Origin of the sequence: Legionella sp. W10-070 (assembly GCF_900640175.1) — a bacterium.
GTDB lineage: Bacteria > Pseudomonadota > Gammaproteobacteria > Legionellales > Legionellaceae > Tatlockia.
The window spans coordinates 84,171-111,090 of sequence record NZ_CAAAJC010000003.1 but is presented as its reverse complement, the minus strand read 5'-3'; the positions used below and the strand labels follow the sequence as shown (position 1 = coordinate 111,090).

Sequence of the window (26,920 nt, the reverse complement as noted above, 5' to 3'; positions counted from 1 at the left end):
CCAACGAAATTATTCAAAAAAGCTTGATATGTACATAAGCATAGAAAGCAGGCAAAAGAGGGGCTTTTATTCAAAAATTATATGCGTTTATCCCCATAGCAACAGATTTTTATTCTACTTAATTTTTAGATAATAATTTTTGTGTAAGCTATATTTATTAACAAAGATGCAGGAGTCTACTTATGACGTATGAACAATTAATAGCCTGGATAAAAGCATTAGAAAAATCTAATCCTGAAAATAAATCACTGCAAGCGCAAACCAGAAGAATACAAGCGATATTGCAAAAACCGTTCAATAATTCCACATTAGATACAATCAATACTTGTTTACAATCCTTAATCGAAATAGATGCTTCGGAAGCAAAAATTACCTATCCGCCAGAAAAAAGCGCAGGCATGATATTTGAAACGCTCCGTAAGCGCAGCGAACAGTTACAGTTTCAGCAGTCTTATCCTGAATCTCCCCAGTCTCCAAAAAGTAAAGAAATTGTAACTCATTCAGAAGAGTCAGATGAAGAAAAACGACCTGTAGCCTTACTGGATGTAGATCATACTCTCCTGTTTGATACTGAATTTAATGAAACGCTACTTACTTCTCTAAAGAAAAACGGTATTAATGATATTTACCTGTTTACCGACATGAGATTTGGCAGGTTAACTGTTAAAGATCGAATGGATTTAGTTGAACGGCTTGAAAAAAAGGGATTTAAAGTTCATGGTGTTATTACCCCAGTGGATCTTGTATGGAGCCAATTGAGTGCTGATAATGCCAAAGCATTTGATGAGGCGAGCCGTCGATTTAAAGGAAGATTTCAGGGAGAAGCATTTAATGGATTTTTGAATGAAAATATTGCGAAGCTACCGTTCCTTGAAAATGTAAGTAAATATGCACCTGAAAGCAATGTTCCTGGAGCCAGTTATAGGGATGCTGTAACAGCATATCAATCCATGCCAACGACAGCCAAGGAAGATGACCCTTTACCTGGTGACATGCTGATAAGAAGCTCTTTTGCCAAAGTATTTGCTGATCATCTTGCAGAAAGAAAAGGTTACGTGGATCTTAAAGCAGAAACGACTGAAGGAAAAGGGCATACTAAAGGATTAATGTTAGATTTCTTCCTCCATCATAAACCAGACTGGATAAGTAGGATTATTATTGCAGATGATAACAAAGGAGTCATTGGAGCTGTAAAGAAATATAAAGAAACGCATACTGAGCTGCCAATAACAGCAATCGAAGTTACCTCTTTTAATATGGATGTTAGTTTCTACGATAAGCATATGGATGAGCATTCATCTGTAGGAACCAAGAAATTTAATGATGAATTTGTTGATGACATTGAAGTCATTAAAAGTCAAATCGATCGTCAAATAAAAAAACTAGAGCACTCTAAATACAACCTGTTTCTTAGTTCACCAAAGGCAAAAATTGAATCATTAAAGTTACTTAAAAATTTCCTTGATGCTCCAAATGAATGGGCTCCTGAAGCTACTACAATTGGCGAGTTAATAAATACATGGAAATCGTCTGAAGCTTTTGAAAACACTCAAACCCATACCAGAGTTTCAACTAATACAGTATTGACACAGCATCGGAACTTATTTTTTAGTGAACATCGAACTAAATCCACATCTACTCAAGACTTTGTAGATAATCTATCCAGAGATCATGGAGATAAAGAGATATATGAGCAATCTACCAAGCACCAGATAAGCTGATAAATCAGGCTCAGACAAAAGAGAAAAGCCAATTAAAGTCTAGATCTCTTTGTCTGAACCTGTTTTAAAGGTTCAGTTGCAACTAAATCTTTCTAAGAGCAACCAATGCATCAGTTATCTTTAAAAGTTGATCATTAGTTGCGCCAGTATTCACAATTTGATATCGCGGGCTTGAGGTTTCCTGTGGTCTCAAGTAGTATATCTAAAATCTTTCGAGGGCAACAAATACAGCGCCAGATAAGTTAATAGTTGAAACCCGCCTTGTACCATGTGATTTTCCTCCAGATCAAATTTCATCACCAGCTGATCTGCCAAGAAAAAAGCAAGCCAGTAGCTAAGCGAAATAATAAACGCGATGTCTGCTCTTCTCATCCATAGCTGAGGGCTTTTATGCAGGCTCAGACAGGCCCAAAAAAATGCCGCGGCCGAAGCAAAAGACCAGAGAATAATACCGGCAAACAGTAACGGTGGGAGCCAATCAGAAACCGGATAAATTTTTAACGATTCAAGCAGGAAAGGATAGTTAATATCCCTGGCCCAATCCTTAACCACCAAACCATAATGAGCCAGAAGCCCCATGACATCGGTCCATAATGCAATAAGCCACCAGAGCATCCAGAAAAGAATCATTATTTTTTTAAAGTTTTCTTTATAATCCATCGCATGAGAATAGCTGAGTTGTCGTCTAACAGAGTTTACCCGCGAATACAGTCAATTAATAGATGATTATTCTGGCTTAATAACTCATGTTACGCACATGCGTAACATGAGTTATTAATAAAGATTATATGTTGGGTGGACTTTGTTTAACCATGCTCTTTAAACTGTGAGTGGCGTTTAATGCTCAAAATTGGGGTAAGTCTTGAATTCCTATGTAAATATCCAGTTCAGTCTGATGAGGATCGGATGATCTTTCATCATAAACCTCAAAGTCAGCCAGATACCTTCTTGCCCCATCCATATCAGCTGGGGACATCTGCCAAATTTCTTGCCATGCATTAATACAAACGCCAGGCATAGCATCAGGGCCACTGGTGAATTTTGCATATCTTTGCGAAGGAATAATGATTTTGCAAAAGCCTTCCGGGATATTATTCGCCTCCCTAACCAGCTCTCCAACAAAATAAGTATAATCGCCAAATTCATCAGACTCATAGTCGGTGTAGACGCAATAGGTCGTCGCTGGTTTAGCGCGGCATGGAATTTTATCTGCCAATGCCTGTTGGAAATAATACTGCAAGGTAGGTAAAATTTTCGCTTTTTCTGGATTGGTTTCATCTTTGTTATTCGTTCGCGTCGAAATGCCAATCAATGTCAGTTCAGGCAGGTGGAGTATTTCTCTTCTCATAACATATTCCTTCTTGAATTAATAAATGCTGATGTTCCACGTGAAACTTAAGCTTGTGCCAGGCTCTGTGAGCCAGGTAGTTCAACGACTTCACCATGATGCATAGAAAAAAACGTCGACTGGCCCTGATTATTCCTTAATAAAGACTCATCAACAGAGGTTATAAAGAATTGGCCATCCATTGTTCCAATCAGATTTAACAGGCGTTTTGTATGGGCTTCATCAAGCTCGGAAGTCAGATCATCACAGAGGTAAAGACAAGAGGTTTTATTGAGTCTGGCCTGTGCCAATTTTAGAGCAAAAAGGATTATTTTTTGCTGCCCCCGGGATAAATACTGTTTGGCATTCAAATTGTTTATGGTAAATATCAGGTCTGCTTGGTGAGCGCCATATTGAGTAAACTGGCGGCTTATATCGCTCTGATAGCTGTCCTCCAGAATAAGCTCTAATGGCTTGGCAGCCCCCTTTTTATCCCAGCCTTTATAATAAGCAAGCGAACAATCAACAGTACTTAGCTGTTGAAGGATTAGATGAAACTCCGGCAGCAAACAGGCAAAATATTCTTTTCTGGCCTCATGCATTTGTGTGGCTAACTCGACAAGAACTTTGTTCCAGGGACGCAATTGCTGTTGCGATGCTCTTTGCTTTAATAAACTGTTTCTCTGTTTCAAAGCACGCTTATAGTTTTTCCATAAGGCATGATAGTTTTGTTTCACGTGGAACAAACCCCAGTCAAGGACAGTACGACGGACAGCAGGGCCTGCATCAATAATCTGGAAGATATCCTGATAAAAAACCTGACAGGGTAAAAAACGGGCAAGTTCACTGCTGGTCTGACAAGGGAAGGAATTAACCCGCACTTGAGCAGGTGTTGTAAGTGACTTTTGGATACTGACCGTCTGTTCATCTCCCTTGCGGGCGAATATAGTGAGCGAATCCTTGCCATTAGATATCAGCGGTGAAATTTCTCGGGTACGAAAAGAATGCCCGCTACCCAGCAAATAAACCGCCTCCAGCAGCGAAGTCTTCCCACTGCCATTTTCACCAATAAAAAAATTTAGCTTCGGATGAAGATTTAGCCGAGCTGCTTCAATATTGCGAAGATTATTGATTTGTAATTGAGCGAGGCTCATATCTTCATAGGCATAATGACATATTGATAATTCTCATCCTCAATTGACTCAACTAAAATGCTGCTATCAGCATTGGTCATTGACAATCGTACCAGACCTTCTCCCAAAAAATTGAGTACATCAAGGAGATAACCGGCATTTACACCTATTTTTATCTCACTGCCGTCAGTATGGGCTTCGAGAATTTCCATTGCCTCTTCCTGCTCCTGATTATTGGCGATCAGCGTCAAAGAACCTGATTGCATGTGGAGTACAACCGCCCTTGATTTTTCATGAGCAAGAATAACAATACGGGCAAGCGCCCTTTTCAGGATATCCCGGTCCACAAGAATAAACTTATCCTGTGATTTGGGAATAGCCTTAATATAGGGAGGAAAACGTGCTTCTATCAAACGGGATTGAAAGGTGTATTCTTGGGTAGACAACTTAAAATGGCCTTTACCTGCAGAAACGGCAATGTGTTCCTCATCACTATTGTTCAATAATCTTAACATTTCCTGTACCCCTTTTTTAGGTAACAGGAAACGATGGTGTGCACTAATAGAATCGCAGGCCAACTTTGAAACTGCCATTCGATGACCATCAGTAGCTACAGCAGTTATTGCCTGCGGATTCAACTCAAGCAACAAGCCATTTAAAAAAATACGTACATCATGCTGTGACATGGCAAAATGAGTGGATTGCAACAGGGTTATAAACGCCAACCGCGGCAAGGTAAGCTCAACCTCACTCAACTCATCTTCACTTACAGGGAAATTGTCTGCAGGCAAAGTAGCCAGCTTAAACTGGCTGCGGCCAGCACTGATAATGACAATATCACCCTTCAGGGTGATAGTTGCTGTTGCCTCATCATCCAGAGAACGGATAATATCAATAAATTTTTTTGCAGGGACTGTTATCCTGCCTGCAGAATGACTGAGATCACAATAAATACGAGCGGTGATCTCCATCTCCAGATCAGTTGCTGTCAACCGAAGTTGATTATCATTCAGGCAAAGTAAAATATTAGACAAAATAGCCAATGATTGCTTTTTATCGACAGCCCCGGAAACTATCAGTAAAGGAGTTAATAATTGATCTTTGGCAAGTGTTAAATCAAACATATCAGTCCTGTTAAGAGGTCAACGTACGCATTAAATTTTTGTGGTCCTCAGCAAAATCACTTTCTTCCTGAATTAACTCCTTGACCTTACGACAGGCATGAATGACAGTCGTATGATCCCGCCCTCCGAAATGATCGCCAATTTCAGGCAAGCTATGATTAGTTAATTCCTTGGCAAGCGCCATTGCCATCTGCCGTGGGCGGGCGATGGAACGACTGCGTCGCTTGGACAACAAATCAGCCACCTTTACCTTATAGTATTCAGCAACGGTTTTCTGGATGTTTTCAATGGTTACCAGCTTATCCTGCAGGGCGAGTAAATCACGCAATGCTTCATGAACAAAATCAATGGTGATCGGCTTGCCGGTAAAATGGGCGTTCGCTATTACTCGCCTTAACGCCCCTTCTAATTCACGAACATTAGAGCGAATACGTTTGGCGATAAAAAAAGCCACCTCATAAGGAAGCTCAATATTGGATTGCTCGGCTTTGCTGATTAAAATAGCCACTCGTGTTTCAAGTTCCGGCGGTTCCACAGCAACAGTTAACCCCCAGCCAAAGCGAGATTTTAAGCGTTCTTCCATGCCTTCAATTTCTTTAGGATAACGGTCGCTGGTCAGAATAATTTGCTGTTGACCTTCCAATAACGCATTGAATGTATGGAAAAATTCTTCCTGGGAGCGATCTTTTCCGGCAAAAAACTGAATATCGTCAATCAGCAAGGCATTTAAGGAACGATAAAAACGCTTGAATTCATTAATCGCATTCGTTTGCAATGCTTTGACCATATCAGCAACAAAACGCTCCGAATGCAGGTAAAGAACCTTTGCTTCAGGATTATGTTTCAAAATAGTATTGCCGATAGCATGCATTAAATGTGTTTTACCTAAGCCAACCCCTCCATATATAAACAAAGGATTGTAAGCCTCTCCCGGCTTTTCAGCGACCTGCAGTGAAGCAGCACGAGCCAATTGGTTTGAGTTTCCCTCAACGAAGCTATCAAAGAGAAATTTCTTATTTAAATAACTATTTTTATATTCAGCAGTTTTCTTAGGGATTGCCTTGGAAGCGGTTGGTTGTGCCTTTAGAGGCTGCTCCAAAACGACACTCTGTACAACTTTCGTACCAATTTCAACACTGACAGAGGAGATACTTTCACCACTGATCTGCTGAACCAGCTCTTTTATTCTTGAATAAAAATTCTTTTTTACCCAATCCACGACAAAACGGTTAGGAGCAAGCAAAATTAAGCTGGCATCCTGAAGTTCAGCTTGTAAAGGACGCAACCAGGTATTGAACTGCTGGGGAGGATATTCCTCCTGTAAAAAAACCAAACACTTCTGCCAGACATTTGCAGACACACGCACTCCTCAACTATTTAAGCCAGAACACAGAAATCCAAGTACAGAAACAAATATTGCCCTGCAAATGCGATATGAGCAAGACATTCGCAAGAAGCAATATAACGCTGTAAATCTATGATGTTTATAAATCTGATTAATGATCCAGCTTTAAGAAAGCGACACCGATATAAATTGCCGGATTATACTCAGCGGTGGATAAAAAAATAAAGTTATCCACAAATGAATATCGAGAATATTATCAAAGAGAATGCCCCAAGTATATCTATAAGCTTTTTTAATATATGTAACAGTGGGGATAATAACCCTGACTACCTTGTTAATAATTGTTGATTAATAAGGACTTTCATCTTAAGGCAATTTTTATTAAGAAAATACTATCTGTTTTAAACAAGGGTTAACAACAAGTTAAAAATAATGTTAACTTACTGTTTTAAAACATAAAATTTAAAATACCCACAGATTTTTTCTTGCTATATAATAAAAATAAGAAAGTAAATTAATATATTTTTATAATTATAGAAAAGAACAACCTTGACCTCTGTGGTTTTACATTTGTTCTTTAATTAAGAAAAATTAATTACTCCTGCTACCGGTTTTTACCCGGTGGTTTATCAGGGAAATAAGAAGTCCGTCTATTGATAAAATTTGAAGTAAATCATCCTGGAAATCAAAATGAGATAGGAAGATTTAAACTGCCCTTGCTAAAACATGTGAATAAACGCTCATTAAAAACCGTTTTGATAGTGAATAACTCTCCTTCCTCTCTTCAGAATGACTACTTTAAATAATAAGTACACAGTTATTTTCCAGCCTTTACCACAACTAATTTGTTACTTAACCATATGATTTTAAATTAATTGTAGGTATAATCCACAGGCATGAAGAAGCTTATAATAAACATAAATTTTAAAATATTGTTTTATTATTATTAGCACGTCGATTTCAAAGAAAACAAGAATAGGCAATTGCGAACGAAGTGAATTAATTACTATTTTTTGCTAACAGCCCGTAATGACGCTTTTGACTTAATGATGCGCATCAACTAATGCAAAAGTAAAAAATTTAAGCGGACAGCCCTGGTATTGTTTGACAGCTGATGTAAAGTTTTCTATCATTGCCAACCTTAAAAATTTAATTAATAACAGGTTTATCATGAAACGCACTTTTCAACCCAGTAATCTAAAGCGCAAACGTGATCATGGTTTTCGTCAACGTATGGCAACCCGTGGTGGCCGTTTGGTTTTAAAGCGTCGCCGAGCGAAAGGACGTAAGCGTTTATCAGCTTAAGTGAATTGTTTTGACAAAGCACGCCGGCTACTAAAAAAAAGCGATTACGATCAGGTTTTCGCCAAGGCAAAGAAAATAATTACCTCGGAATTTATTATTCTTTATCGCAAAAATTCGTTGGGGTATGCCAGACTTGGCCTTGCTCTGTCGAAGAAAGCGGTGCCGAAGTCCCATGATCGTAATCGCTTGAAGCGTTTGCTGCGCGAAACATTTCGCACAAGCCAATTGCCTGCGATAGACGTGGTTATCTTGGCAAAGCACGGTGTGGCCAAGATAGAAAACAAAACACTTATCGCCAACTTAGGTAAAACATGGGACAAATTAGCCGCATCATCCGCCACATAATTTGCTTGCCTATTGTATTGTATCGCTATTTGTTAAGTCCGATGATGAAACCCTGTTGCCGCTATTATCCGAGTTGCTCCCAATATGCCCTTCTTGCAATCAAACACTTTGGTGTTATTAAAGGAGGGTGGCTGGCCTGCAAGCGATTGCTACGCTGTCATCCCTGGGCTGCGGGGGGCTATGATCCTGTAATTTCTAACGAAGAGAAGCCTTGATGGATATACGACGTGTAATTTTATATGCAGCACTTGCTTTAATTGTTTATTCACTATGGATGACTTGGCAACAAGATTATCCACCACCTGCCCCAAGGCAAACCATTAGCGAACCTGCTGCGGCCATTCAAACCAAGGATGGCAGTTTACTGCCTGACATGGCAAAGGGTCAAATGAAGGAGCCTGCTGAGCAACCCGCCATCAGCAAAAATGAAGAAGCAGTAAAACGCCCTTCAAAAGCCATTCAGGTAACAACGGATGTTTTAAACTTAACCATTGACCTGCTTCATGGCGATATTGTGGGTGCTCAGTTACTGGATTACCCTGTCAGCGTTGAGCAAAAAGATAGGCCGATAACCCTGCTGCAAGATCAGAACAACGAGCGCTATGTCGCTAACAGCAGTTTATTTGTCACTTCTAACCAGACCATAAAAAATGTTGATTTTAATTTTAGCAGCGAGCAATCCAGCTATGAGTTGACAGCGGATAAGGATGATTTGATAGTCGGCTTAGAGGGAAGAACTGCAGATGGATTGGCGGTTAGGAAAGAATTTCACTTTGTCCGGGGCAGTTATTTAATTCAGGTGAAATACATCCTTGACAATGAGGGAGAAAATGCATGGAAAGGCTATATGAACACCCAGCTTTTGCGAAGCTCTCCTAAGGAAGATAAATCGAGCATCTTCCATATCGGCTCCTATACGGGCGCTTCTTACTCCAGTCCTGGAGTGCACCGCTATCAGAAAGTGCCTTTTTCTGCCATGACCAAAGCCAATCTTGATGTGAATAGTCAGGGTGGCTGGATTGCAATGCAGCAACATTATTTTTTATCTGCCTGGGTGCCTGATTCAGATAGCCGTAATGTGTTTTACACCAGAGCCGTCGGGGAAGATTATACAATTGGTGCCGTAAGCCAGCCGATAACCGTTGAACCAGGTGCTCAAAAGAAAATAAGCTCCAAATTGTATGTCGGCCCTGAAATTACCAGTGTCTTGAAGGGTATTGCTCCAGGGCTTGATTTGACTGTGGACTATGGCTGGCTATGGTTCCTGTCTTCCTTTTTATTCATGCTCATGAAAGCGATTTATTCAGTCGTTGGCAACTGGGGTTGGGCTATTGTCCTGGTAACGGTATTAATTAAACTGGCTTTTTACCGTTTGTCTGCAACCAGCTATAAATCGATGGCTGGAATGCGCAAGCTGCAGCCTAAGTTACAAGCCCTGCGTGAGCGTTATGGCGATGATAAGGCTAAAATGAGCCAGGCAACCATGGAGTTATACCGTCAGGAGAAGGTAAATCCCTTGGGTGGCTGTTTGCCCATATTAATTCAAATACCGGTTTTTATCGCACTTTACTGGGTATTATTGGAGAGTGTTGAATTAAGACAGGCTCCCTTCATTTTCTGGATAAAGGATCTGGCAGCAGCTGACCCTTACCATGTGTTGCCGATTATCATGGGTGGTACGATGCTGATTCAGCAAAAATTAAATCCTGCCCCTCCTGATCCGATGCAGGCGAAGATTATGATGTTTTTACCCTTATTGTTTACCGCCTTGTTCTGGAACTTCCCATCAGGACTGGTGCTATACTGGATAGTGAACAATACCCTATCGATTTTGCAACAGTGGTATATCACCCGCAAATATAGCGATGATAAGCCGAAGAAGAAGGTTCAGGCCTCCGCGAAATAATGTCTAGAGATACGATTGTGGCGATTGCTACACCACCTGGTCGAGGGGGTGTAGGGATCGTCCGCCTTTCAGGTGAACTTGCTTGCGCCATTGCGTTAACATTAAATGGCAATAAGTCGCTGTTGCCCCGTGTTGCCGCTTACTGCTCGTTTAGAAATTCTCAGCGGGAAATCATTGATACAGGATTGGCGATTTATTTTAAAGCCCCTCATTCTTTTACCGGTGAAGAGGTTGTTGAACTGCAGGTGCATGGGGCTCCACTGGTTCTTGATCAACTACTGGCTGAATGTGTGGCATTGGGTGCCAGATTAGCCAGGCCAGGTGAGTTCTCCGAAAGGGCGTTTCTTAACGATAAGATTGATTTGACACAGGCTGAAGCCATTGCTGATTTAATTCACGCCAGCTCGCAAACTGCTGCCCGTTTGGCGGTGCGTTCCCTACAAGGTGATTTCTCGAAAAAGATACAGGCACTTAATGAGCGGATTATTCATCTGCGTTTGTTTGTTGAGGCTGCAATTGATTTTCCCGAAGAGGAAATCGATTTCCTCAATGATGGAAAGGTTGCTGCAATGCTGGCGGAAATCTTGCAGGTATTAGGCGAAATCCGTGCCAGTGCGACACAGGGTGCTATATTACGGGAAGGATTGTCTGTGGTCATTGCCGGTCGGCCCAATGCGGGGAAGTCGACTTTAATCAATTGTCTTGCCGGGCGTGATGTGGCCATTGTCACGGAAATTGCCGGCACCACAAGAGATGTCATGCGTGAAAATATTTTACTGGATGATATTCCCCTGCATGTGATAGATACAGCCGGACTCAGGGACAGCGATGATTTGGTTGAGCAGGAAGGAATAAAACGGGCCTGGCAGGAAGTCAGCCGTGCTGATTGCGTGTTGGTGGTGGTTGATATTAACTACAAAGAAGCATCGACTGAATTAAGCGAAGCCATCCGCAAAGCACTGCCGGATGGCGTGCCTGTCATCCATGTGTTTAACAAGATTGATTCCTTAAGTCTAACAGCCGGAAAGGAAGGTAATGATGTTTATCTTTCGGCTAAATCAGGTGCAGGATTGGCTTTTCTCAAAGAAAAAATTAAAGAGGTGGTCGGTTATCAACCAACTGAAGGGCAGTTTCTTGCAAGAAGGCGCCATCTGCAAGCTTTGGATCAGGCCAGAGAATTATTACTGGCTGGTCAAAAGCAGTTATCAAGCCAACGGGCAGGCGAGCTGCTTGCAGAGGATTTGAGGCTTGCCCATCAGGCCTTGGCTGAGATTACCGGCGAATTCACCGCCGATGATTTACTGGGAAAGATTTTTTCCAGCTTTTGCATTGGTAAATAGCATTGCTTTAAAACTCGATTTTATGAAAAAAGCCACCGACCAAATCGCTGCAGGGATTCGGCAGTCAAGTTATATTGTGGAATTAACAGGACTGAATTCCTGCTTTTCTTCCGAGCTAGCGCTTATTTGTTGTTCGCGAGTTGAAGTTTTATCTGAACTTACAAATTTAAAATCCTCTTCAATAGCAGGAGGATATACTTTGCTATCCACACCAGCACGCTTAAATGCAACACCTACATTACTCCCTGGAACCTCATTGTAATTCACATCTTTGCCAATCTCTGCAAAATCCTCAGCTAAAGCCGTTTTTTTGGCAACTTCTTTTGTGGGTTTAGAGGTTATCTTGCTGACCATTGCCCCGATGCCGGACTTAAGGGCATGATAGAAGGTCCCTGCTGTAATCAGGAGAGCGGCAGCCGCGGTTGCTGGTGCCAGATTTATTCCCACCAGGGCAAATAACTGGCTGAATGGGTAAGCCAATGGGCTGAGTACCGGGGCGCTGGCTAAGGATGCGCCTAAGAGCAGCGGGGCGGCAAAATAAGCCAGGGCAGCAAAAGCAGCAATACTTAACACTACCGACAGGACAGCCATCGCCACCCTTAATTTGGGGTTTTTAATTGCCAAAGCGGCTTGAACACTGCTGATTGGCGACGTAACGGTACGCAAGGCAAGGTAGGCTCCCTTGAACAAGCCTTGGAAACCATAGGCTGCAAGCATCAAGGCGCTGCGAAAATATTGGCTGACAGGATGGGTCGGTGCCCAGTTAATCAAGCGGTTTTTCAAATAGTTGGCGGTTTCCGACAGGGCGTTGAAAACAAATTCCACAGGGCGCCTGATAAGGTTAATAAGCGGTAAAATGATAAAACTTAAGGTGAGGAAATAAATAACCTGCTTTCCTCTTTCCTTGGGCCAGCCTAATAAATAATGGCGGAAGCCCAGTTTACTGCGCTCTTCTTCTTTTTCCAGGGGCATGACGGTATCAAGCCAGGCTTTCTTCATAAAGGATAAAAAGTTGCTGTCTACCTTGTTTTTAAAGTTCTTATCTATTCTGAGTATGTTGGCCGATTCACTAACCGGGTTTCCTGTTTTGGTTAACAAATTGGCAGCGGTTATGGCTTGCCCATTCTCTATTAATTCCTTGCAAGCCATGATATTGGCTACATAATGGTAGCCACAGGAAACCCCATCAAAAAAAGATTGGGTTCCCAAAGCATGGTAATTGGCCTTTGTACCGTCAGCCAGATTGAACTGATGGTGCGGAAAGGGGTTTAGTGAACGGAGGAGGCTAAGGAACTTGCTGCCTGTACTGCCTTCACCGGAAAAAAAGCGCTGCGGGTTGCTGGCTTTGGGGTCAAAGATATCCATTTCGCCATCCCGGACGTAAGCGGTAACAATGTGTTGTTCCGTGACCCCCTGACCTGTGATTCCAAGAAGAAGGTTGTAATTAACATTTTCCCCACCAGCTAAATGGCTTTTAATTTTTTTGAGGCAGTGGTTGACTTCACTGGCAGGAAGAGGGGTGGTAATAATAATTAAATTACGATCAGGATGTTTATAATAAGAGAATGGATTGCTAAGTAGTCTATTGCCCTTTTCATCTTGAATGTCATTGGCTATAACAGTTCCTGTAATAATAGGAGGTTTAGGAGCTAATAAATGCTCCGTTTCAACATTACTTAAAACCAGATAGCCGGTCATCTCTTACCTCCAATCAATACATCCATAGTATAAGAAATCAACATTAAGCTACCATTAACTAGTGATAATTCAATATGAAAAAAATAAATACAAAAACGCTTGTTTAGCAGATTGGACAATGGTAAGTTTTTAATTTTACCTTACTGTCTATTTTATGGATTAATCATGGTTGATTACGCGCAATATCAAAATTTTCTGATTGATAAGCAAACTTTTTTTGGCAATATCAAAATGAGTAATGACAAAAAAAACACAGCAGAAAATAGCGCATTTAGCCATGACTATGGTTTCATAGCTACTAACAAGTTGCTGATAGAACAAGAATTTAACCAACTTTTTACCAGTCTGAGACAGCATGGCTCAACCAACGATGCATTTTGGTTTTACTGCTATTATTGCTGCCTGATGTTAAAAAATTATTATCTGGCTTATAAACATAAAGGCAAGGTTAAGGAATATGATGCCTTGCTGGAGCGGTTAAAGCAGTGCATGGAGAAGCAGGTTTCCTCTCAATCCAGGAATAATGAGGATTACTTGACTGCCTTAGGTAAACAAATTGGTCAGGATTTGGGTGATCTTGCGGCAACTCCCATGAGCCTGTCCAAGCTGCGGGACAAGGTGGCTGCTTCTAATTTAAACCGTATTTACTGGTTTTTCTGCCGGACTACCGTGGCCAATTCCTTACGGCTTGCCCGTGATTTGCAATGGATGGAAAAACTGGGGAACTTATTGGGTAAAAAGATTGATGTTGAGGCATTTATCCATACCCTTGAAGTTCCCAATGATATCCTGCGCTTTTTAAGTGTTGGCTTCTTCGCTGTACGCTTTATCATGAATGCAGGTGTTTTAATGAAGCATACCCTTTTCCCCAGTGAAAAGGAAAGAAAGCTGGATTGGAAAAAACGCTTTTCCAATGAAATCTATAAGCGCCATGCTGTCTTCCTCAATGACCTGGTTTGGGGTACGGTAAACCTGCTAACCAACTACAATGAGGCATTTGGCATTGCCGCCCCGGTGGCAGGCTGGATGGTTGCCGGTTTTATGGCTTTTGATGTTTGCCTGATTTTGTGGCGGCGGCATTTGGAGGAGAGAGAGTATTTAACCAAGCGCTCCCAGTACACCCGCGAGCGTGATTATTATGGCGCCAAATTAAACACCAAACTCGACCCGACGGAAAGGCTGGAATATGAGGAACATTATAAAATGTTGACCCGGCAGCTGGAGAAGCTTGAATTAAGCTGGAAAACCAGCGATGCGACCTATTTGTTTAATGCTTCGGCAGCATTATTGCTGATGGCTGGTTTTTCTGCCTCCATGCTGCTCACTCCTCCGGTGATGGTTTTGGGCTGTTATCTCGTTTGTACCTTTGCTGTTGCCATGTATTTATCTGATGGTGCCTATAGCAAATATAAGGAAAAAAGTTTGCTGCTTGAAGAAGCCGAGGTGGCTAAAAGAAATATCCCGGTTGCATTAAAAGATTATCAGGCGGCGCGCAATGATTTTATTTTTACCCTGGCCAAGAATGCCATCATCCCCACTTTACTGATTACAACCTTTGCTGTCTGTTGGCAGGCTGCATTGCTGCTGGCTGCGGTATATATTGGTTATGAGCTATATCGTTCTTACAGCAAGCATAAACAGACACAGCTTGATGCGATCGCTCCAGTAATGATAGAACCTGATGATGAGGTTAGTGGTCTCGGATTTCAGCTGTCTTAAGTTAAGCAATAGCGATGTTAATTGGAGATACTGAGCCTGCATTGAGGTATCTCTATTTTCTTAGGATGCTCAATAACGGCCATATTGATGATTGGTAGCTGCGTTCTCTTCTTCACCTTCCTCTTGTTTAGACACTTTCAAATAGGAGGTCGGTTAGTTCGAGAAAAAATTTATTCCATTCGTCAACATTGGGGCATTCAAATCAGCTCCATTGGATACTTGATGTCGTTTTCAGTGAAGATGACTCGCGTATTCGAAAAAACCATGGGGCTGAAAATTTTGCCGTTATGCGACATATGGTACTTAATCTACTGAAACAAGAAACATCAAATAAATTTAGCTCCAAGAAAAAAAGGTACGTTGCTACTCTAAATCCAAACTATCTTGAAAAAATATTGCAAGGCGCCTAATTCAATATGCGCTTGCCCTGTGGCGAATTGTTCATAAATTACTTCACTATCTTAAAGTATTCATTAATTTTCTTTTGCAAATTAGTAATGTTATTTTAGATGGAGATCTATTGAGAATACCAGGAATTCTGGTCGCCAGGAGGCAGTATGAACGAGTTTAATCACTATGCACAAGCAAAAATGTCTTTTATGACATGGCAGCAACAGCTTAAGGATAATATTCTGTTGCAGGATTCTTGCCTGATGCATACCTACCGGTATTATTTTTCTGCAGAGCCTGATTTTCTTGAGCAATTGGCTAACTTTTCCCAACAGGTAGTTAACCAGCTGGAACCGGTGGTTATGGAAAATAATCTTGATGCCAATCTGCCAAAAATCGACCCTTATGATGCTATCGGACAACGACAGGATAAGGTGGTCCATCATCCCTCTTATGAAGTGGCCGGGAATATAATCTATGGCTCCGGGCTGATGCGCCATTTGCTTACCCCAGGCCAGATGGGTAAAACATTAAGCCTTTTTTTGCTTTCTTCTCATGCAGGGGAAGCAGGACATAACTGCCCTATTGCCTGTTCAGCCGGCATTATTCGCGTATTGAGCCGCTATTCTCCACTAGAGGATACGCAATATTACCTTAATAAGCTCACGCAACCCTCCTTTAGCGATAATTTTACAGGTGCGCAGTTTTTAACTGAAATCCAGGGTGGTTCAGATGTTGGTGCCAATGCCTCCCATGCTTATCAGGATGAAAATCGGCAGTGGCGAATTGTCGGTGAAAAGTGGTTTTGCTCCAATGCCAACGCGGATTTAATTTTGCTGACCGCCCGCTATGATCAACAGGTCATTGGCACTAAGGGATTGGGCTTGTTTCTACTTTCAAGCCAACTGCCAAATGGCCAAAGAAACCACTATCAAATACGCCGGTTGAAACAAAAAATTGGTACCCGTTCAATGGCCACTGGCGAAATTGATTTCGCAGGAGCGCTGGCTTATCCCGTTGGCAAGGTCACTGAGGGGATCAATCTGGTGATGGAAAATGTTTTGCATCTGTCACGGCTATTCAATGCCTTTTCAGTACTGGGTATGGCAAGGCGAGCTTATCAAATTGCCTATTATTATGCGCTCAACCGCCAGGCATTTCAGCATCCTGTTATTGATTATCCCTTAGTGAAGGAAACTTTGGCTCAAATCAAAGCTGAAAACATAGCCATGCTCGCCAGTGTTTTTCACATGGCCAATAATCAGGATAAATGGGATGCGCAATTACCAGAAGAGCAATCCAAAGAACAGCAACTTTTATTGCGCACCCTGGCTAATTTAAATAAATATTTTACCGCCAAGCGTTCAGTAGAAAATATTCATCATTGTATTGATATTTTGGCGGGCAACGGCACAATCGAAAGCTTTTCCTCTCTGCCAAGGCTACTGCGTGATTGCATCGTCTGTGAAAACTGGGAAGGTACCCATTTTACCTTATGGATGCAGATCTTAAGAGATATCCATAAATTTAATGTCGATGAAATATTTCTTCATTATTTAGGTCAGCTCCATGCTGAAATTGGCGATGCTTCGCAGTATAAGCCTTTGTTAAAAAGGAGCATCGGGGAGCTGGCTGAAAAAATTAAACGGATGAAAAAGTTGACGATGGATGAACAAAGTCTGCAAATAAAAGAAATTGTCGAGCAGATGGCGACCTTGAATGCTGCATTGATCCTGAACCTGGAAATACAAGCAGTTAATCCGCCTGAAACTAAAATAGCGGCTTTGCATTTGTTTATTCAACGTTATCTTGATAAAAGTCAGCCAGATGCAGATAAAAATTACCTTACTTTATTGAGCGAAGTACTGGGATAACTATCAGGCTTTCCCTCAATTTCGCTTCAATAGTTTTTAGCAAACTGAATTAAGGCAAATTTAATTCAGCTTGCTAAAAAGTGCTTTTCTTACAGAATTCCTGATCAGTACCCGGACGAGGAATTTCTTTTTGGCAGGTATTATTGGTGTAAAAGAAGCTACTTATCGCTCCTCCCAAGGTTTTCTGGTCAGATTTTTCTTTTCTATTGTAGTTTTCTTGCAGGGATGTTAGCTGCTCTTTCAATTCGCCCGTTAACCTATCTTTGGTTGGATCATCAGGAGCGAGGTCGATTGCTTCAGCCAGATTGAGCAAACTCATGAGATTGTAGTCAAGCGTTCCTCCTGAAGTGTTTATCAGAGTGCATTTTTTTGCGTTCTCTTCAAAACTGGTATTTTCACCATCTTGAAAGCCAGATATTGCTCCTAAGCCACCCATTAATTTTATTATTTGCTGCATATCCGTAATTTTGCTTACAGTAATTTGTTTGATATCCGTACTTCTAGCTAATAAATAATGAGGTGTAAGATGTGTTATGGGCGCCCCATGAGCAACTAAGAATGTGAATAATTTTTTATCGCGCAACTTGCAAGCGAAATCAGTGGGGAACTCTTTGTGAACATTAATAGGGTAGGCAAAGGAAGCGCCTTGTCTGGTAAGAATAGCCAACATCTGATAATCAATTTCTTGCTTTGTAAGGGCATTAGACAACGGTGATTGATAGGTCGGTAAAATGACCTGATTTATTAAAGCGGGATTTCTATTCAGCAGTTCTTGAGCCTGTTGATAATCATTGTTAAACACAGCCCGATTAAGAGCAGAAAGATCATGTGGCAGGTGATTGCTGTCGATAAATTCATGCGTCATAACTACCTCTTAATACGGTTAAAAGTTTTGTTAACGCCAAGTCCAAATTTATACATAAAACATATAAACATGTCAAATAGTCTTTTAATTTTTCAGCAATAAGATTATTTAAATAACAATCATTACATTTTCTTTACAGCAAATATCGGTTTTTTTACATAATGTTTAATTGTTGCGTAATAATTTTATTTTATAGTGATCTATAGCGACACAAGTAAATGAGCTTGGGAGACTAAGATGATCAATAACCGAGATATTTCCAAGATGCTGGAGGAAACAGCAAAAGAGATAAATGAGCGGGTTCAGAAATCTGTAGAAGAGATTAACAGCAGGGTGCAGAAAGCATCAGAAGAAGTAAATGAGCGGGTTCAGAAATCTGTAGAAGAGATTAACAGCAGGGTGCAAAAAGCGTCAGAAGAAGTAAATGAGCGGGTGCAGAAATCTGTAGAAGAGATTAACAGCAGAGTGCTTAACGCATCCGAGATGAGTCAGCCTAAAGTTAAAACGGCATCTGAAAGGCTGGATGAAATCAATAAGAACATTAATCAATTAAAAAAAGCGGAGCAAAAAATCTATAAGCCCTTATTTCTGAAAGCAATATTGACTAAAAATTATAACCTTTTTAAAGAAGTAATGACTCATTTGAATTTAGAGGAAGAACCACGGGATGCCAGTCTTTTTCTCTTTAATAACAAGGATCCCGGAGCTATTTTGTTAGATCCTGTCTTGATTGTGCTCCAGACTGCATTGGCTTCAGAGGAAGAAAAAGCATTGCTTTCTATTTTAATGAGTACCTTTCAATCAATTCCGGAATTATCCCGGGATGAGTCAGGTATTAGCCTGGGGATGAGAGATAAGAAAACAATTTTAATGGCATTATTAGACCAGGTAGAGGAACCAAAGAAAGCATCGATTTGTTCACAATTAACTGACCTGTCTTTTGATGCACAGTTACCTGCGTTCAGGCCTTCAATCGGTGATAAGAATTATGTTAAGACCTCAATTAATATGAAAAATTACCTGTCTGCTATTGGCAGCGACACAGATGTATCTGAATTTATTGTCTTAACTATCGGGTTATTACAATCTCAACGTGACATTGATAAAACTTTTTTACAAAAATTGTCGGCTGATTATCTATTTGTCGATTATGAATCCTGCATGAAAAACATCCATAGCTATTTTATTTCCCAGATTAAGGAAAACGCTTACTCAGATATGAAGCTGGAGATCGCTAACAAAACTTATCAGAAGATCGTTGAGTCCATGGATAAACTTAAACCATTTGATCCGCAAAAAAATGATACCCGCCGGTTTTTTGAAACTCGTTTGGCTCAGTATATTAATGGCTTGACTCATTCGCAAGATAGTTTACCTGCTGCTGGCAAAGCACGGCTGGAACTTTATGATGATGAAGCACTGAGAAAGGACACGCTGGAAGCGGCCAACAAAATTCTTTATTTCTTCCTGGGTGAGGAAGGCGTGGTGGCATCACCAAGGGAAATGGAGCAAAAGATTAGTATTTTTGCCAATGGTTATAAGGATACTTCCAAATTTAGCAAGGATGAAATTGAATTTATTGCTTCAGTGATGAAGCGCTGCGAGGTTTATAAAGGCCGCGACAGGATTGCCAGAGAATCTATTTTAGAAAGAAAATTTGAAATTCGCCCGGAAAATGTAGGAGGAGACGCCTGGAATTCTGCTGGAGGAGTAATGAAGGGAACTTCACCAGTGTTTTTTGATGCCCAGCGACAGCCAATGCGTAATATGTTGGTTGATAGTTCAACGGTTGCTGCAAAAGATATAAAAAAGCAACAATGGTTTTGGAGCAATAATCGTGAATATGCAGCTTATGTGGGTTCCATATCCGGTCATACTTGCAACATCGTCGGTATGCTTAATAAGTACATGGAAAACAATAACGAAGATCCAAACCTGTCGCGTGACATTACCCTGTTCTTGACTCAATTGGTGGCAGTGTACGCCAAAAGGGGATACCATGGCATGCTTGAAGTCCTGGATGTTCTTCATGATCCGGGGGTTCAGGAAATATTTTCTCACCATGGAGTAACACTTAATCTCTGTGAATACTTTGGCAAAAACCCGGAAGTTGCTGCTTTCTTTGATTATGCAATGAATGATGCCTCTATGTATGCGCAGGTAATGATATCTAAACATCAATTAGGTACGGCATTGAGTAAAAGCAGTTTTTTCAGTGAGAAACCTAAAGCTTCTTCTGAGAAGGTGGAGGCAGTGGAAAACCATGATGCCAATGATGAATACAGACATTAATAAACTTAAGATGTCTCTAGGTTCTGTGCACTTATCTACTATCTTGGCCAAAAAGCCTTGATTTTCTGCGCTCCGATGCTCACATACTTCTATGTATGCTCCGCTTCGGTGCTCGCCAATCAAGGCTTTTTGATTCAAGCTAGCGATAAGGGCACAGAACCTAGGGAAGTCCTTATGGGGCATCTTTTTAATTTTGAAAAAGAGTAGTCTATGATTCTATTTAAGTATGGCTTTATCTTGTTTGTCTTGCTGATGCCCTTTTCAGGTTTTGGCTCGGTTAATGATAAACACTATTACCAGGGGGATTATCCTGCCGATCATTGGGCTTTGCAGCCTTACTCTGTTAATGATCCTAAAGTCATTGCCCTTGCCAGTTTCCATAATGCTCAATATGCTGTTTTTTTAAATCCGACTGATGAGCGTGGTTATCGCAGTATTGTCATGCTGGTCGATAATAATGACATGCATCAGGTGATGAATCGGGATTATATTTCTGAAGAGCGCCTGGGTTTAGGAATGTTGGTTCAATTAATGGCAGAAGCATACGGTCATATAACGCCTGTCTCACAAACCGCGTTGATGGGTAATAACTGTCAACAATTTGATCCCGATACGGGTATTACTTATCTAGGGACAGCTGAGGAGCCTTGTTTGCTGCATGCCCATGTCATGGGCCGAGGAAACCCAAAATACGATTATGTAGAAGGGGTTACATTAAATGGGCCAATACCGGGGATCGCTTTTTTATTTAAAAGCAAGGATCCTGATGTGCCAGGAAATGACAAAAGTGTTGCTTGGAAAGAAGGAGAAATGAAAAAAGTCGCCCAGCGTTTACGTCAGGAAATCAACAAAATTAAAGAGCCTTATGCGACCCAAGGGCTAATAATGTCAACAGTCCCTGATGCAGGCATCCAATAGCCTCATATTCTCTTAATCAGGCTGTTGGCAAAAACCTGCTGCGCAAGCCGATAAAGTTGTAATCTCAATAAATTAACTACAATTTGTCCTGTAACTCCAAGGCCAGTTGATAAAGCTCATTCTTGTTCCTTTTGGTCAAAAGACTGGCGAGCTTTACTGCTTGTTTTAAAGGCAATTCCCCAAGCAAAATTGTTAGTACCTCTTCTTTCTGTTGATTTGTTTCGGCTGGTTTCGGGGGAAGAATGACGACAAACTCTCCTTTGCAATGGGCACTGTTTTCCTGCAGCCAGGCTTTAATTTCGGCTGCTTTAGCAATAATGAAACGTTCATAGGCCTTGGTCAGTTCTTTTGCCAGGGCCAGTTGATATTGCGAGCCATATACCTGGCATATATCCTCGATACACTCGATGATGCGATGAGTAGATTCATAGAAAACGACGGTATGTTCACTGCCTCTTAGAGCACAAAGTTTGTTTTTTCTTGCCGCAGCCTTAGCAGGCAAAAAACCAACAAAGCTAAAGCTGTCGCAAGGCATGCCTGCAGCGCTTAAGGCAGCTATCAGGGCACAGGCACCAGGAACAGGGATAACCGCAATGCCTTTTTCACGGGCGAGACGCACCAGGGGAAATCCCGGATCGCTTATCAGCGGAGTGCCTGCGTCACTAATTAAAGCAAAGGATAGTCCCTGTTCCAGGTTTTCAATAATCTGCTGACTTTTTTCATTTTCATTATGGGCATGCAAGGATTGCAGCGGTTTTTGAATCCCCAGTACAGTCAATAGCTGTGATGAGTGACGGGTATCTTCTGCCAAAATGACGTCTACTGAATTTAAAATCTTTAAGGCGCGCAAGGTTATATCATCACGGTTGCCGATAGGGGTTGCAACGATATAAAGAGAGCCTGGAGATGTTGCTGTATTTTTTACCATCGTTTATCCTATTAGGTTCCTGTGTCTTGGACATACCTTCATGCGATCAAATTCAAGTTTACTAAAAATAATGATGCTGTTCTGTGCCATAATTTGGCTTTGCCAGTGCACCCATGTTGCCAATAATCAATCCCCATTATCCAGGTCCAACCAACAATATACCCCTTACACCATGCCGGCAGCAGCCTATCTTGCCCTGGCAAAAAATCAGGGGGGTAATGAAGAGCAGAACTTGCTCATCATGGCAGCCGGGCGGTTAATTTATGATGGCCAATGGCGGGAAGGCGTACGTACCTTAGCAAAGACTAGCAATTTATCCACAGCACAAGCGCATGAAAAAAATATCCTGTTGGCTAAAACAGAGATGATGCGGGAGCAGCCGCGAGCCGCCATAGCCAAGCTGTCAGCCGTTCGAGACACTAGCAGCTTGCCGCTTTTTTATCAAGTTCAATACCATGAAATTTTGGCCAATGCCTATGAGACGGTAGGTAGTTCAACCGAATCACTCACCGAACGCATTAAATTAGAGCAGGTTTTGCCCGATGAAGCAGGACGGGCTAACAATCGCCGTATTTTATGGCTGACATTAACAAAATTACCCATTGCCGAGCTAAATACCCTTGCTATCGAGGCTCAGGAAGATTCTGATATTGAAGGCTGGGTGAGGCTGGCTCTACTGGCGAGACAAAATTCTGCTAGTGCCGAGACAAGTTACGCGCAGATTGAAGCCTGGCAGCGGCAGTACCCTTCTCATCCTGCCAATGGCATTTTACCCTCCCCTCTTGCCGCGGTTAAACCTTATCTTTATCGAACACCACGTCAAATGGCCTTGTTACTTCCGTTAAGTGGTTCGCTGGCAGGGCCTGGAGCCGCTATTCGCGATGGCTTTATGGCCGCTGCTAATAATGCAGCCGGCATTTCTGCTATCCGGCTATATGATACGGCCAAGGGCAATGTCAGGGAGTTATACCAGCAGGCTTTGAATGAGGGGGCAGATTATGTGGTTGGCCCATTAAGTAAATCCGACGTGGCCAGCGTGGCAGCAATGAATCATCCTGTGCCTACCTTATTATTAAATGATTTGGAAACAGGGATTAATGGCAATGCTTATCTTTTTGGTTTATCGCCTGCTAATGAGGCAAGGCAGGTTGCAGTCAAGGCAAGTAAAAATGGCTATCGGCGTGCTTTGGTCATTGCGCCGTCAGGGGCTTGGGGAGAAGAAATCGTCGCGGCATTTAACGCCCAGTGGCAAAAAGCGGGTGGGCTGGTGGTTGATCAGTTAAATTATGACAGCAATACTAATCTTAATTTGGCTGTGCGTGATTTGCTTCGTGTTTCCGAGAGCCAGGCAAGGGAAAAGCAACTTAAACAGCTACTGGGCAATATAGAAGCAGCGCCCAGTCGGCGTCAGGATGTCGATATGATATTCCTTCTTGGCTACCCTTCCAAGGCTCGCCAAATAATGCCGTTATTAAAATATTATTTTGCTGGCGATGTGCCTGTTTATGCGACCTCAACGGTTTATAGCGGCAGTATCAATGCCATGAAAGACAGGGATTTGGACGGCATTATTTTTTGTGATATGCCCTGGGTTTTCGCTCACCAGGCAGGACAGAAAAACTGGCCAGAACAATTTAACAGCTACAACCGTTTATACGCTTTAGGGATGGACAGCTTTGCTTTGGCTACCCAATTGAATCAATTGTTGCTTTTCCCGGCCATGGGCGTAAATGACAAGAGTGGTGCTCTTTACTTAAACCGCGCACAACAGGTTGCCAGAATCCCTGCCTGGGGAAAATTCAAGGGAGGGGTGGCCGTGGCAATGACGGAGCATTCATAAACACCAACCGCTGTTTTAATCGCACCCTAAACAGTACAATGGAGGATGTGTTTTTTCTAATTTAGGATATTATTACTCATAATTCTCGGCTTGGCTGCGGGGCGTTGACCAGGAAAAATGTATTTTAATCGCATCGGCGAAGCAAAAAGAATAGCTACAGGTTGAAGGAAGGAGATGTCGAAGAAAGCAGGTGCGGTAAGTGAGCAAAATGCAAAGCGTTATCTTCTTGGCCAAGGATTAAAATGGTTGGTGAGCAACTATTCTTGTCGCTGGGGGGAAATTGATTTGATTATGCAGGAAACTGATTGGCTGGTGTTTATCGAAGTACGTGCCCGTTCCTCTGCTTCTTTCGGAGGGGCTGCGGCAAGTGTGACCTACAGTAAACAACAGAAACTATTAAAAACCGCATCGCATTATTTATTGACCAATAAGATACATAACAAACAGCCTGTCCGCTTTGATGTTTTAAGTTTTGAAGGAAGCCCACCAGAAATCAATTGGATCAAAAACGCGTTTGGGGTTGATTTTTAATAACAGAGTTTTGGAGCCAAAAATGACACCGATGGAAGATAGAGTCAGACAGCTTTTTGGAATAAGCATAGAAGCAAAAATTGCTGTTGCTGATCTCTTGTCTGCAAAAATAGCCAAGGCGGGATTGCGCCTGGCAAACTGCTTGCTTAATGATGGAAAAATACTCCTATGCGGTAACGGTGGCTCAGCTGCCAATTGCCTGCATTTTTCTTCTGCCCTGATTAATCATTTCGACGTTGAAAGACCTCCCTTGCCGGTTGTTGCATTAACCTCAGATTTGGCTTCCCTGACCTCAGTTGCCGCAGATAGCCATTATGATCAGATTTTTGCCCGCCAGATCCATGCCTTGGGACAGGAAGGTGATGTGCTTATTGTGCTCTCCACTTCAGGCAACGCCGATAATATTCTACAGGCAGTAAATGCGGCTAACGACAGGGGCATGGATACCATTGCCTTAAGTGGCCGTGATGGAGGGCTTCTTGCCAACCATCTGGGGCCAGAGGATATTGAGTTAAAAGTCCAGGCGGACAATGCGGCACGTATCCGGGAAATGCACCTGTTTATTTTGCATTGTTTTTGTGACTTGATAGATCAATCGTTATTCGGTCAAATGTTGGGGTAAATATGAAAATTCGCACAATTATTTTTTTACTGATAAGTACCTTGCTTACAGGCTGTGTTGCTGCTGTGGTGGCGGGTGCTGCAGCGGGTCTTGTTGTTTATGACAGGCGAAGCATAACCATGCTTGAACGGGATGCCCGTATTTTTCATCTGGTTAACAAGGCAATCGTAACTGATCCTCGTTTCCAAGGCTCGCGTATTTTGGTAAGCAGTTTTAATCAGGTTGTACTGCTCGTTGGTCAAACGCCGACCGCATCCTTAAGGGTTGCGGCTGAAAAAATTGCTCACAATACTCCCAATGTGCGTCGGGTGTATGATGAAATTTCAGTGGATCAGCCAATTTCCATATCACAACGGACTCAGGATACCTGGATAAGCAGTCAGGTAAGGAGCATGATGCTGACTAAAAAAGGCCTTGAATCAGGCTCAATCCATATTGTTACTGAAAATGGTGTTGTCTATCTAATGGGGATAGTGACTCATGAGCAGGCAAATTTGGCGGTAAGTGTGGCGAGGCAGGTTAAGGGAGTGCAAAAGGTTGTTAAGGTTTTTCAGTATATAGTTTAGTACCCATGAGAACACAGGGATGTTTTATTGTTGTCCTGCTCCTGGTCAGCTTGTTAACAGGCTGTTTCAGCAATTTATGGACAGGGGCTGTTCTCATTTATGATCGTCATAATGTCTATAAAAAAGTTAACGACTATCAACTCGCTGCCAATGCGCAGCAGAAACTCTACCAGGACAAGGTCTTCAAACAGGAAGGCTGTGCCATTGATCTGGCGGTGTTTAATGGCGATATTCTGCTTGCCGGCCATGTCTCAACGTCGGTATTAAGAGAGACCGCGGTTGCAAGGGTTTTATCGCTATCTGGCTACCGCCGGGTCTTTAATCAGATTGAGGTTGGCAAAAAATCGGCTAATACCTTGCAGGATAGCTGGATTACAACAAAAATTCGTAGCCGTATTTTCGCTGATGCCACAATAGATCCTGGCTCGTTTAAGATAGTTACCTCTGATCGTATTGTTTACCTAATGGGGGATGTTAAGCCAGATCAGGCTGCACGAGTGATTGACATAGCCAGGAATGTCAGCGGCGTAATCAGGGTAGTCAAGTTACTTAAATATTATCACTTAAGCGAGCAGGCCGCATTGAACCAGGGCTAATAGAGGCCTGAGAGATTAACTCAGGCCGCTGTGTGCTGCTCCAACCCAGGAAGTGGCTAACCTGGAGGATATTGTTACTTTATCAATGGAAGCGACCTTTATCCAGTCGTTTACGAATTTTTCTTAAATTAGAAGCACGTAAAAGTCCTGTGGAGGTGTTCTCATCCTGCTCTTTTGCATAACCATTTAATTGCACCGGATGTGAGCGGCAATGTTTGCGATAGAGGTGGCGATTTTTATCATGTTTGTGGTTAAGGCCATCGCCATAGCGGTTGAACATTTTTTCCCGCATGCTGGCTGCGGTTCGTTGCTGCTTTTCAGACATAATATTCCCTTCCTTACTTGCGAGGTTAAAAAAAGGGTTGGAATAAACACACCCTTATGATCAAAATATAAACAATTGATGGCTGATATTCCAGCTTTTCGGCCTAACTGGCGATAGAAATGTCACAATACTATAGCTTCCGATTATTATTCCCCCTCTGTTGAGCTTACTAGTGTGCGGACAGCGGTGCGATTTTTCTAATTTAGGGGT

General features: G+C 42.0%; 24 protein-coding genes. 15 read left to right on the top strand and 9 right to left on the bottom strand.

The window, feature by feature from the left end; translation table 11 throughout:
* The first annotated feature begins 182 nt into the window (after positions 1-182).
* A complete protein-coding gene (locus E1O65_RS02265; protein WP_133131976.1) occupies positions 183-1,721 on the top strand; it encodes a hypothetical protein in 1,539 nt (512 codons plus the stop codon).
* Positions 1,722-1,910: 189 nt separating this feature from the next.
* Here E1O65_RS02265 and E1O65_RS02260 read toward each other — a convergent pair whose 3' ends face one another.
* From E1O65_RS02260 to dnaA, 5 genes are all read right to left on the bottom strand, one after another.
* The gene (locus E1O65_RS02260) at positions 1,911-2,381 is read right to left on the bottom strand and encodes a hypothetical protein (RefSeq protein ID WP_133131975.1); all 471 of its coding nucleotides are present in this window, start codon (positions 2,379-2,381) and stop codon (positions 1,911-1,913) included.
* A gap of 184 nt (positions 2,382-2,565) precedes the next feature.
* On the bottom strand, positions 2,566-3,069 hold the full coding sequence (locus E1O65_RS02255; RefSeq protein ID WP_133131974.1) for a GyrI-like domain-containing protein: 504 nt from the start codon (positions 3,067-3,069) through the stop codon (positions 2,566-2,568).
* A 47-nt stretch (positions 3,070-3,116) separates the two neighbouring features.
* Entirely contained in the window at positions 3,117-4,202 is a 1,086-nt protein-coding gene (gene recF, locus E1O65_RS02250) for a DNA replication/repair protein RecF (RefSeq protein WP_133131973.1), read from the bottom strand.
* Positions 4,199-5,305, bottom strand: coding sequence for a DNA polymerase III subunit beta (dnaN, locus tag E1O65_RS02245; protein ID WP_133131972.1), 1,107 nt, complete (start codon positions 5,303-5,305; stop codon positions 4,199-4,201). Before dnaN ends, recF begins: the two co-directional genes overlap by 4 nt.
* A 10-nt stretch (positions 5,306-5,315) precedes the next feature.
* Positions 5,316-6,671: a chromosomal replication initiator protein DnaA gene (dnaA, locus tag E1O65_RS02240; RefSeq protein WP_242601516.1), complete on the bottom strand. Its 1,356-nt coding sequence runs from the start codon at positions 6,669-6,671 to the stop codon at positions 5,316-5,318.
* Between the two features lie 1,149 nt (positions 6,672-7,820).
* Between dnaA and rpmH the strand changes: the two genes are divergently transcribed.
* The 5 genes from rpmH to mnmE are packed head-to-tail and all read left to right on the top strand — an operon-like array spanning position 7,821 to position 11,546.
* Positions 7,821-7,955, top strand: a complete 135-nt coding sequence (gene rpmH / locus E1O65_RS02235; protein ID WP_019215662.1) for a 50S ribosomal protein L34 — start codon at positions 7,821-7,823, stop codon at positions 7,953-7,955.
* Entirely contained in the window at positions 7,956-8,300 is a 345-nt protein-coding gene (gene rnpA / locus E1O65_RS02230) for a ribonuclease P protein component (RefSeq protein ID WP_133131970.1), read from the top strand.
* Positions 8,267-8,515 (top strand): membrane protein insertion efficiency factor YidD, encoded by a 249-nt coding sequence (gene yidD, locus E1O65_RS02225; RefSeq protein WP_133131969.1) that lies wholly within the window; start codon positions 8,267-8,269, stop codon positions 8,513-8,515. Before rnpA ends, yidD begins: the two co-directional genes overlap by 34 nt.
* Entirely contained in the window at positions 8,515-10,206 is a 1,692-nt protein-coding gene (yidC, locus tag E1O65_RS02220; RefSeq protein ID WP_133131968.1) for a membrane protein insertase YidC, read from the top strand. The genes yidD and yidC overlap by 1 nt, the downstream gene beginning before the upstream one ends.
* Positions 10,206-11,546: a tRNA uridine-5-carboxymethylaminomethyl(34) synthesis GTPase MnmE gene (mnmE, locus tag E1O65_RS02215; RefSeq protein WP_133131967.1), complete on the top strand. Its 1,341-nt coding sequence runs from the start codon at positions 10,206-10,208 to the stop codon at positions 11,544-11,546. Before yidC ends, mnmE begins: the two co-directional genes overlap by 1 nt.
* A 69-nt stretch (positions 11,547-11,615) precedes the next feature.
* On the opposite strand, the gene E1O65_RS02210 is transcribed toward mnmE, so the two are convergent.
* Entirely contained in the window at positions 11,616-13,244 is a 1,629-nt protein-coding gene (locus E1O65_RS02210) for a hypothetical protein (RefSeq protein ID WP_133131966.1), read from the bottom strand.
* Positions 13,245-13,409: 165 nt separating this feature from the next.
* Between E1O65_RS02210 and E1O65_RS02205 the strand changes: the two genes are divergently transcribed.
* The gene (locus E1O65_RS02205) at positions 13,410-14,963 is read left to right on the top strand and encodes a hypothetical protein (protein WP_133131965.1); all 1,554 of its coding nucleotides are present in this window, start codon (positions 13,410-13,412) and stop codon (positions 14,961-14,963) included.
* Between the two features lie 557 nt (positions 14,964-15,520).
* A complete protein-coding gene (locus tag E1O65_RS02200; RefSeq protein ID WP_133131964.1) occupies positions 15,521-17,227 on the top strand; it encodes an acyl-CoA dehydrogenase family protein in 1,707 nt (568 codons plus the stop codon).
* Between the two features lie 73 nt (positions 17,228-17,300).
* Here the strand turns inward: E1O65_RS02200 and E1O65_RS02195 are convergent, their stop codons facing one another.
* Positions 17,301-18,092 carry an ankyrin repeat domain-containing protein gene (locus E1O65_RS02195; protein WP_133131963.1) on the bottom strand — a complete coding sequence of 264 codons (792 nt, stop codon included), beginning with the start codon at positions 18,090-18,092 and terminating at the stop codon, positions 17,301-17,303.
* Between the two features lie 237 nt (positions 18,093-18,329).
* On the opposite strand from E1O65_RS02195, the gene E1O65_RS02190 reads away from it, so the two are divergent.
* Both E1O65_RS02190 and E1O65_RS02185 read left to right on the top strand, forming a co-directional pair.
* Entirely contained in the window at positions 18,330-20,384 is a 2,055-nt protein-coding gene (locus tag E1O65_RS02190) for a hypothetical protein (RefSeq protein WP_133131962.1), read from the top strand.
* A 210-nt stretch (positions 20,385-20,594) separates the two neighbouring features.
* Complete coding sequence (locus E1O65_RS02185; protein WP_133131961.1) at positions 20,595-21,302, top strand: hypothetical protein; 708 nt, start codon at positions 20,595-20,597, stop codon at positions 21,300-21,302.
* 76 nt (positions 21,303-21,378) lie between these two features.
* Here the strand turns inward: E1O65_RS02185 and rsmI are convergent, their stop codons facing one another.
* A complete protein-coding gene (gene rsmI, locus E1O65_RS02180; RefSeq protein WP_133131960.1) occupies positions 21,379-22,230 on the bottom strand; it encodes a 16S rRNA (cytidine(1402)-2'-O)-methyltransferase in 852 nt (283 codons plus the stop codon).
* A 40-nt stretch (positions 22,231-22,270) separates the two neighbouring features.
* Here rsmI and E1O65_RS02175 point away from each other — a divergent pair, with 40 nt between their 5' ends.
* The 5 genes from E1O65_RS02175 to E1O65_RS02155 all read left to right on the top strand — a co-directional run bounded on the left by E1O65_RS02175 (position 22,271) and on the right by E1O65_RS02155 (position 26,385).
* A complete protein-coding gene (locus tag E1O65_RS02175) occupies positions 22,271-24,070 on the top strand; it encodes a penicillin-binding protein activator (RefSeq protein ID WP_133131959.1) in 1,800 nt (599 codons plus the stop codon).
* A 174-nt stretch (positions 24,071-24,244) separates the two neighbouring features.
* Positions 24,245-24,601 carry a YraN family protein gene (locus E1O65_RS02170; RefSeq protein WP_133131958.1) on the top strand — a complete coding sequence of 119 codons (357 nt, stop codon included), beginning with the start codon at positions 24,245-24,247 and terminating at the stop codon, positions 24,599-24,601.
* A 22-nt stretch (positions 24,602-24,623) separates the two neighbouring features.
* On the top strand, positions 24,624-25,223 hold the full coding sequence (locus E1O65_RS02165) for an SIS domain-containing protein (protein ID WP_133131957.1): 600 nt from the start codon (positions 24,624-24,626) through the stop codon (positions 25,221-25,223).
* 2 nt (positions 25,224-25,225) lie between these two features.
* Entirely contained in the window at positions 25,226-25,789 is a 564-nt protein-coding gene (locus E1O65_RS02160) for a BON domain-containing protein (protein ID WP_133131956.1), read from the top strand.
* Between the two features lie 5 nt (positions 25,790-25,794).
* Positions 25,795-26,385, top strand: a complete 591-nt coding sequence (locus E1O65_RS02155; RefSeq protein ID WP_133131955.1) for a BON domain-containing protein — start codon at positions 25,795-25,797, stop codon at positions 26,383-26,385.
* A gap of 82 nt (positions 26,386-26,467) precedes the next feature.
* On the opposite strand, the gene E1O65_RS02150 is transcribed toward E1O65_RS02155, so the two are convergent.
* A complete protein-coding gene (locus E1O65_RS02150; protein ID WP_133131954.1) occupies positions 26,468-26,710 on the bottom strand; it encodes a hypothetical protein in 243 nt (80 codons plus the stop codon).
* Positions 26,711-26,920: the final 210 nt, after the last annotated feature.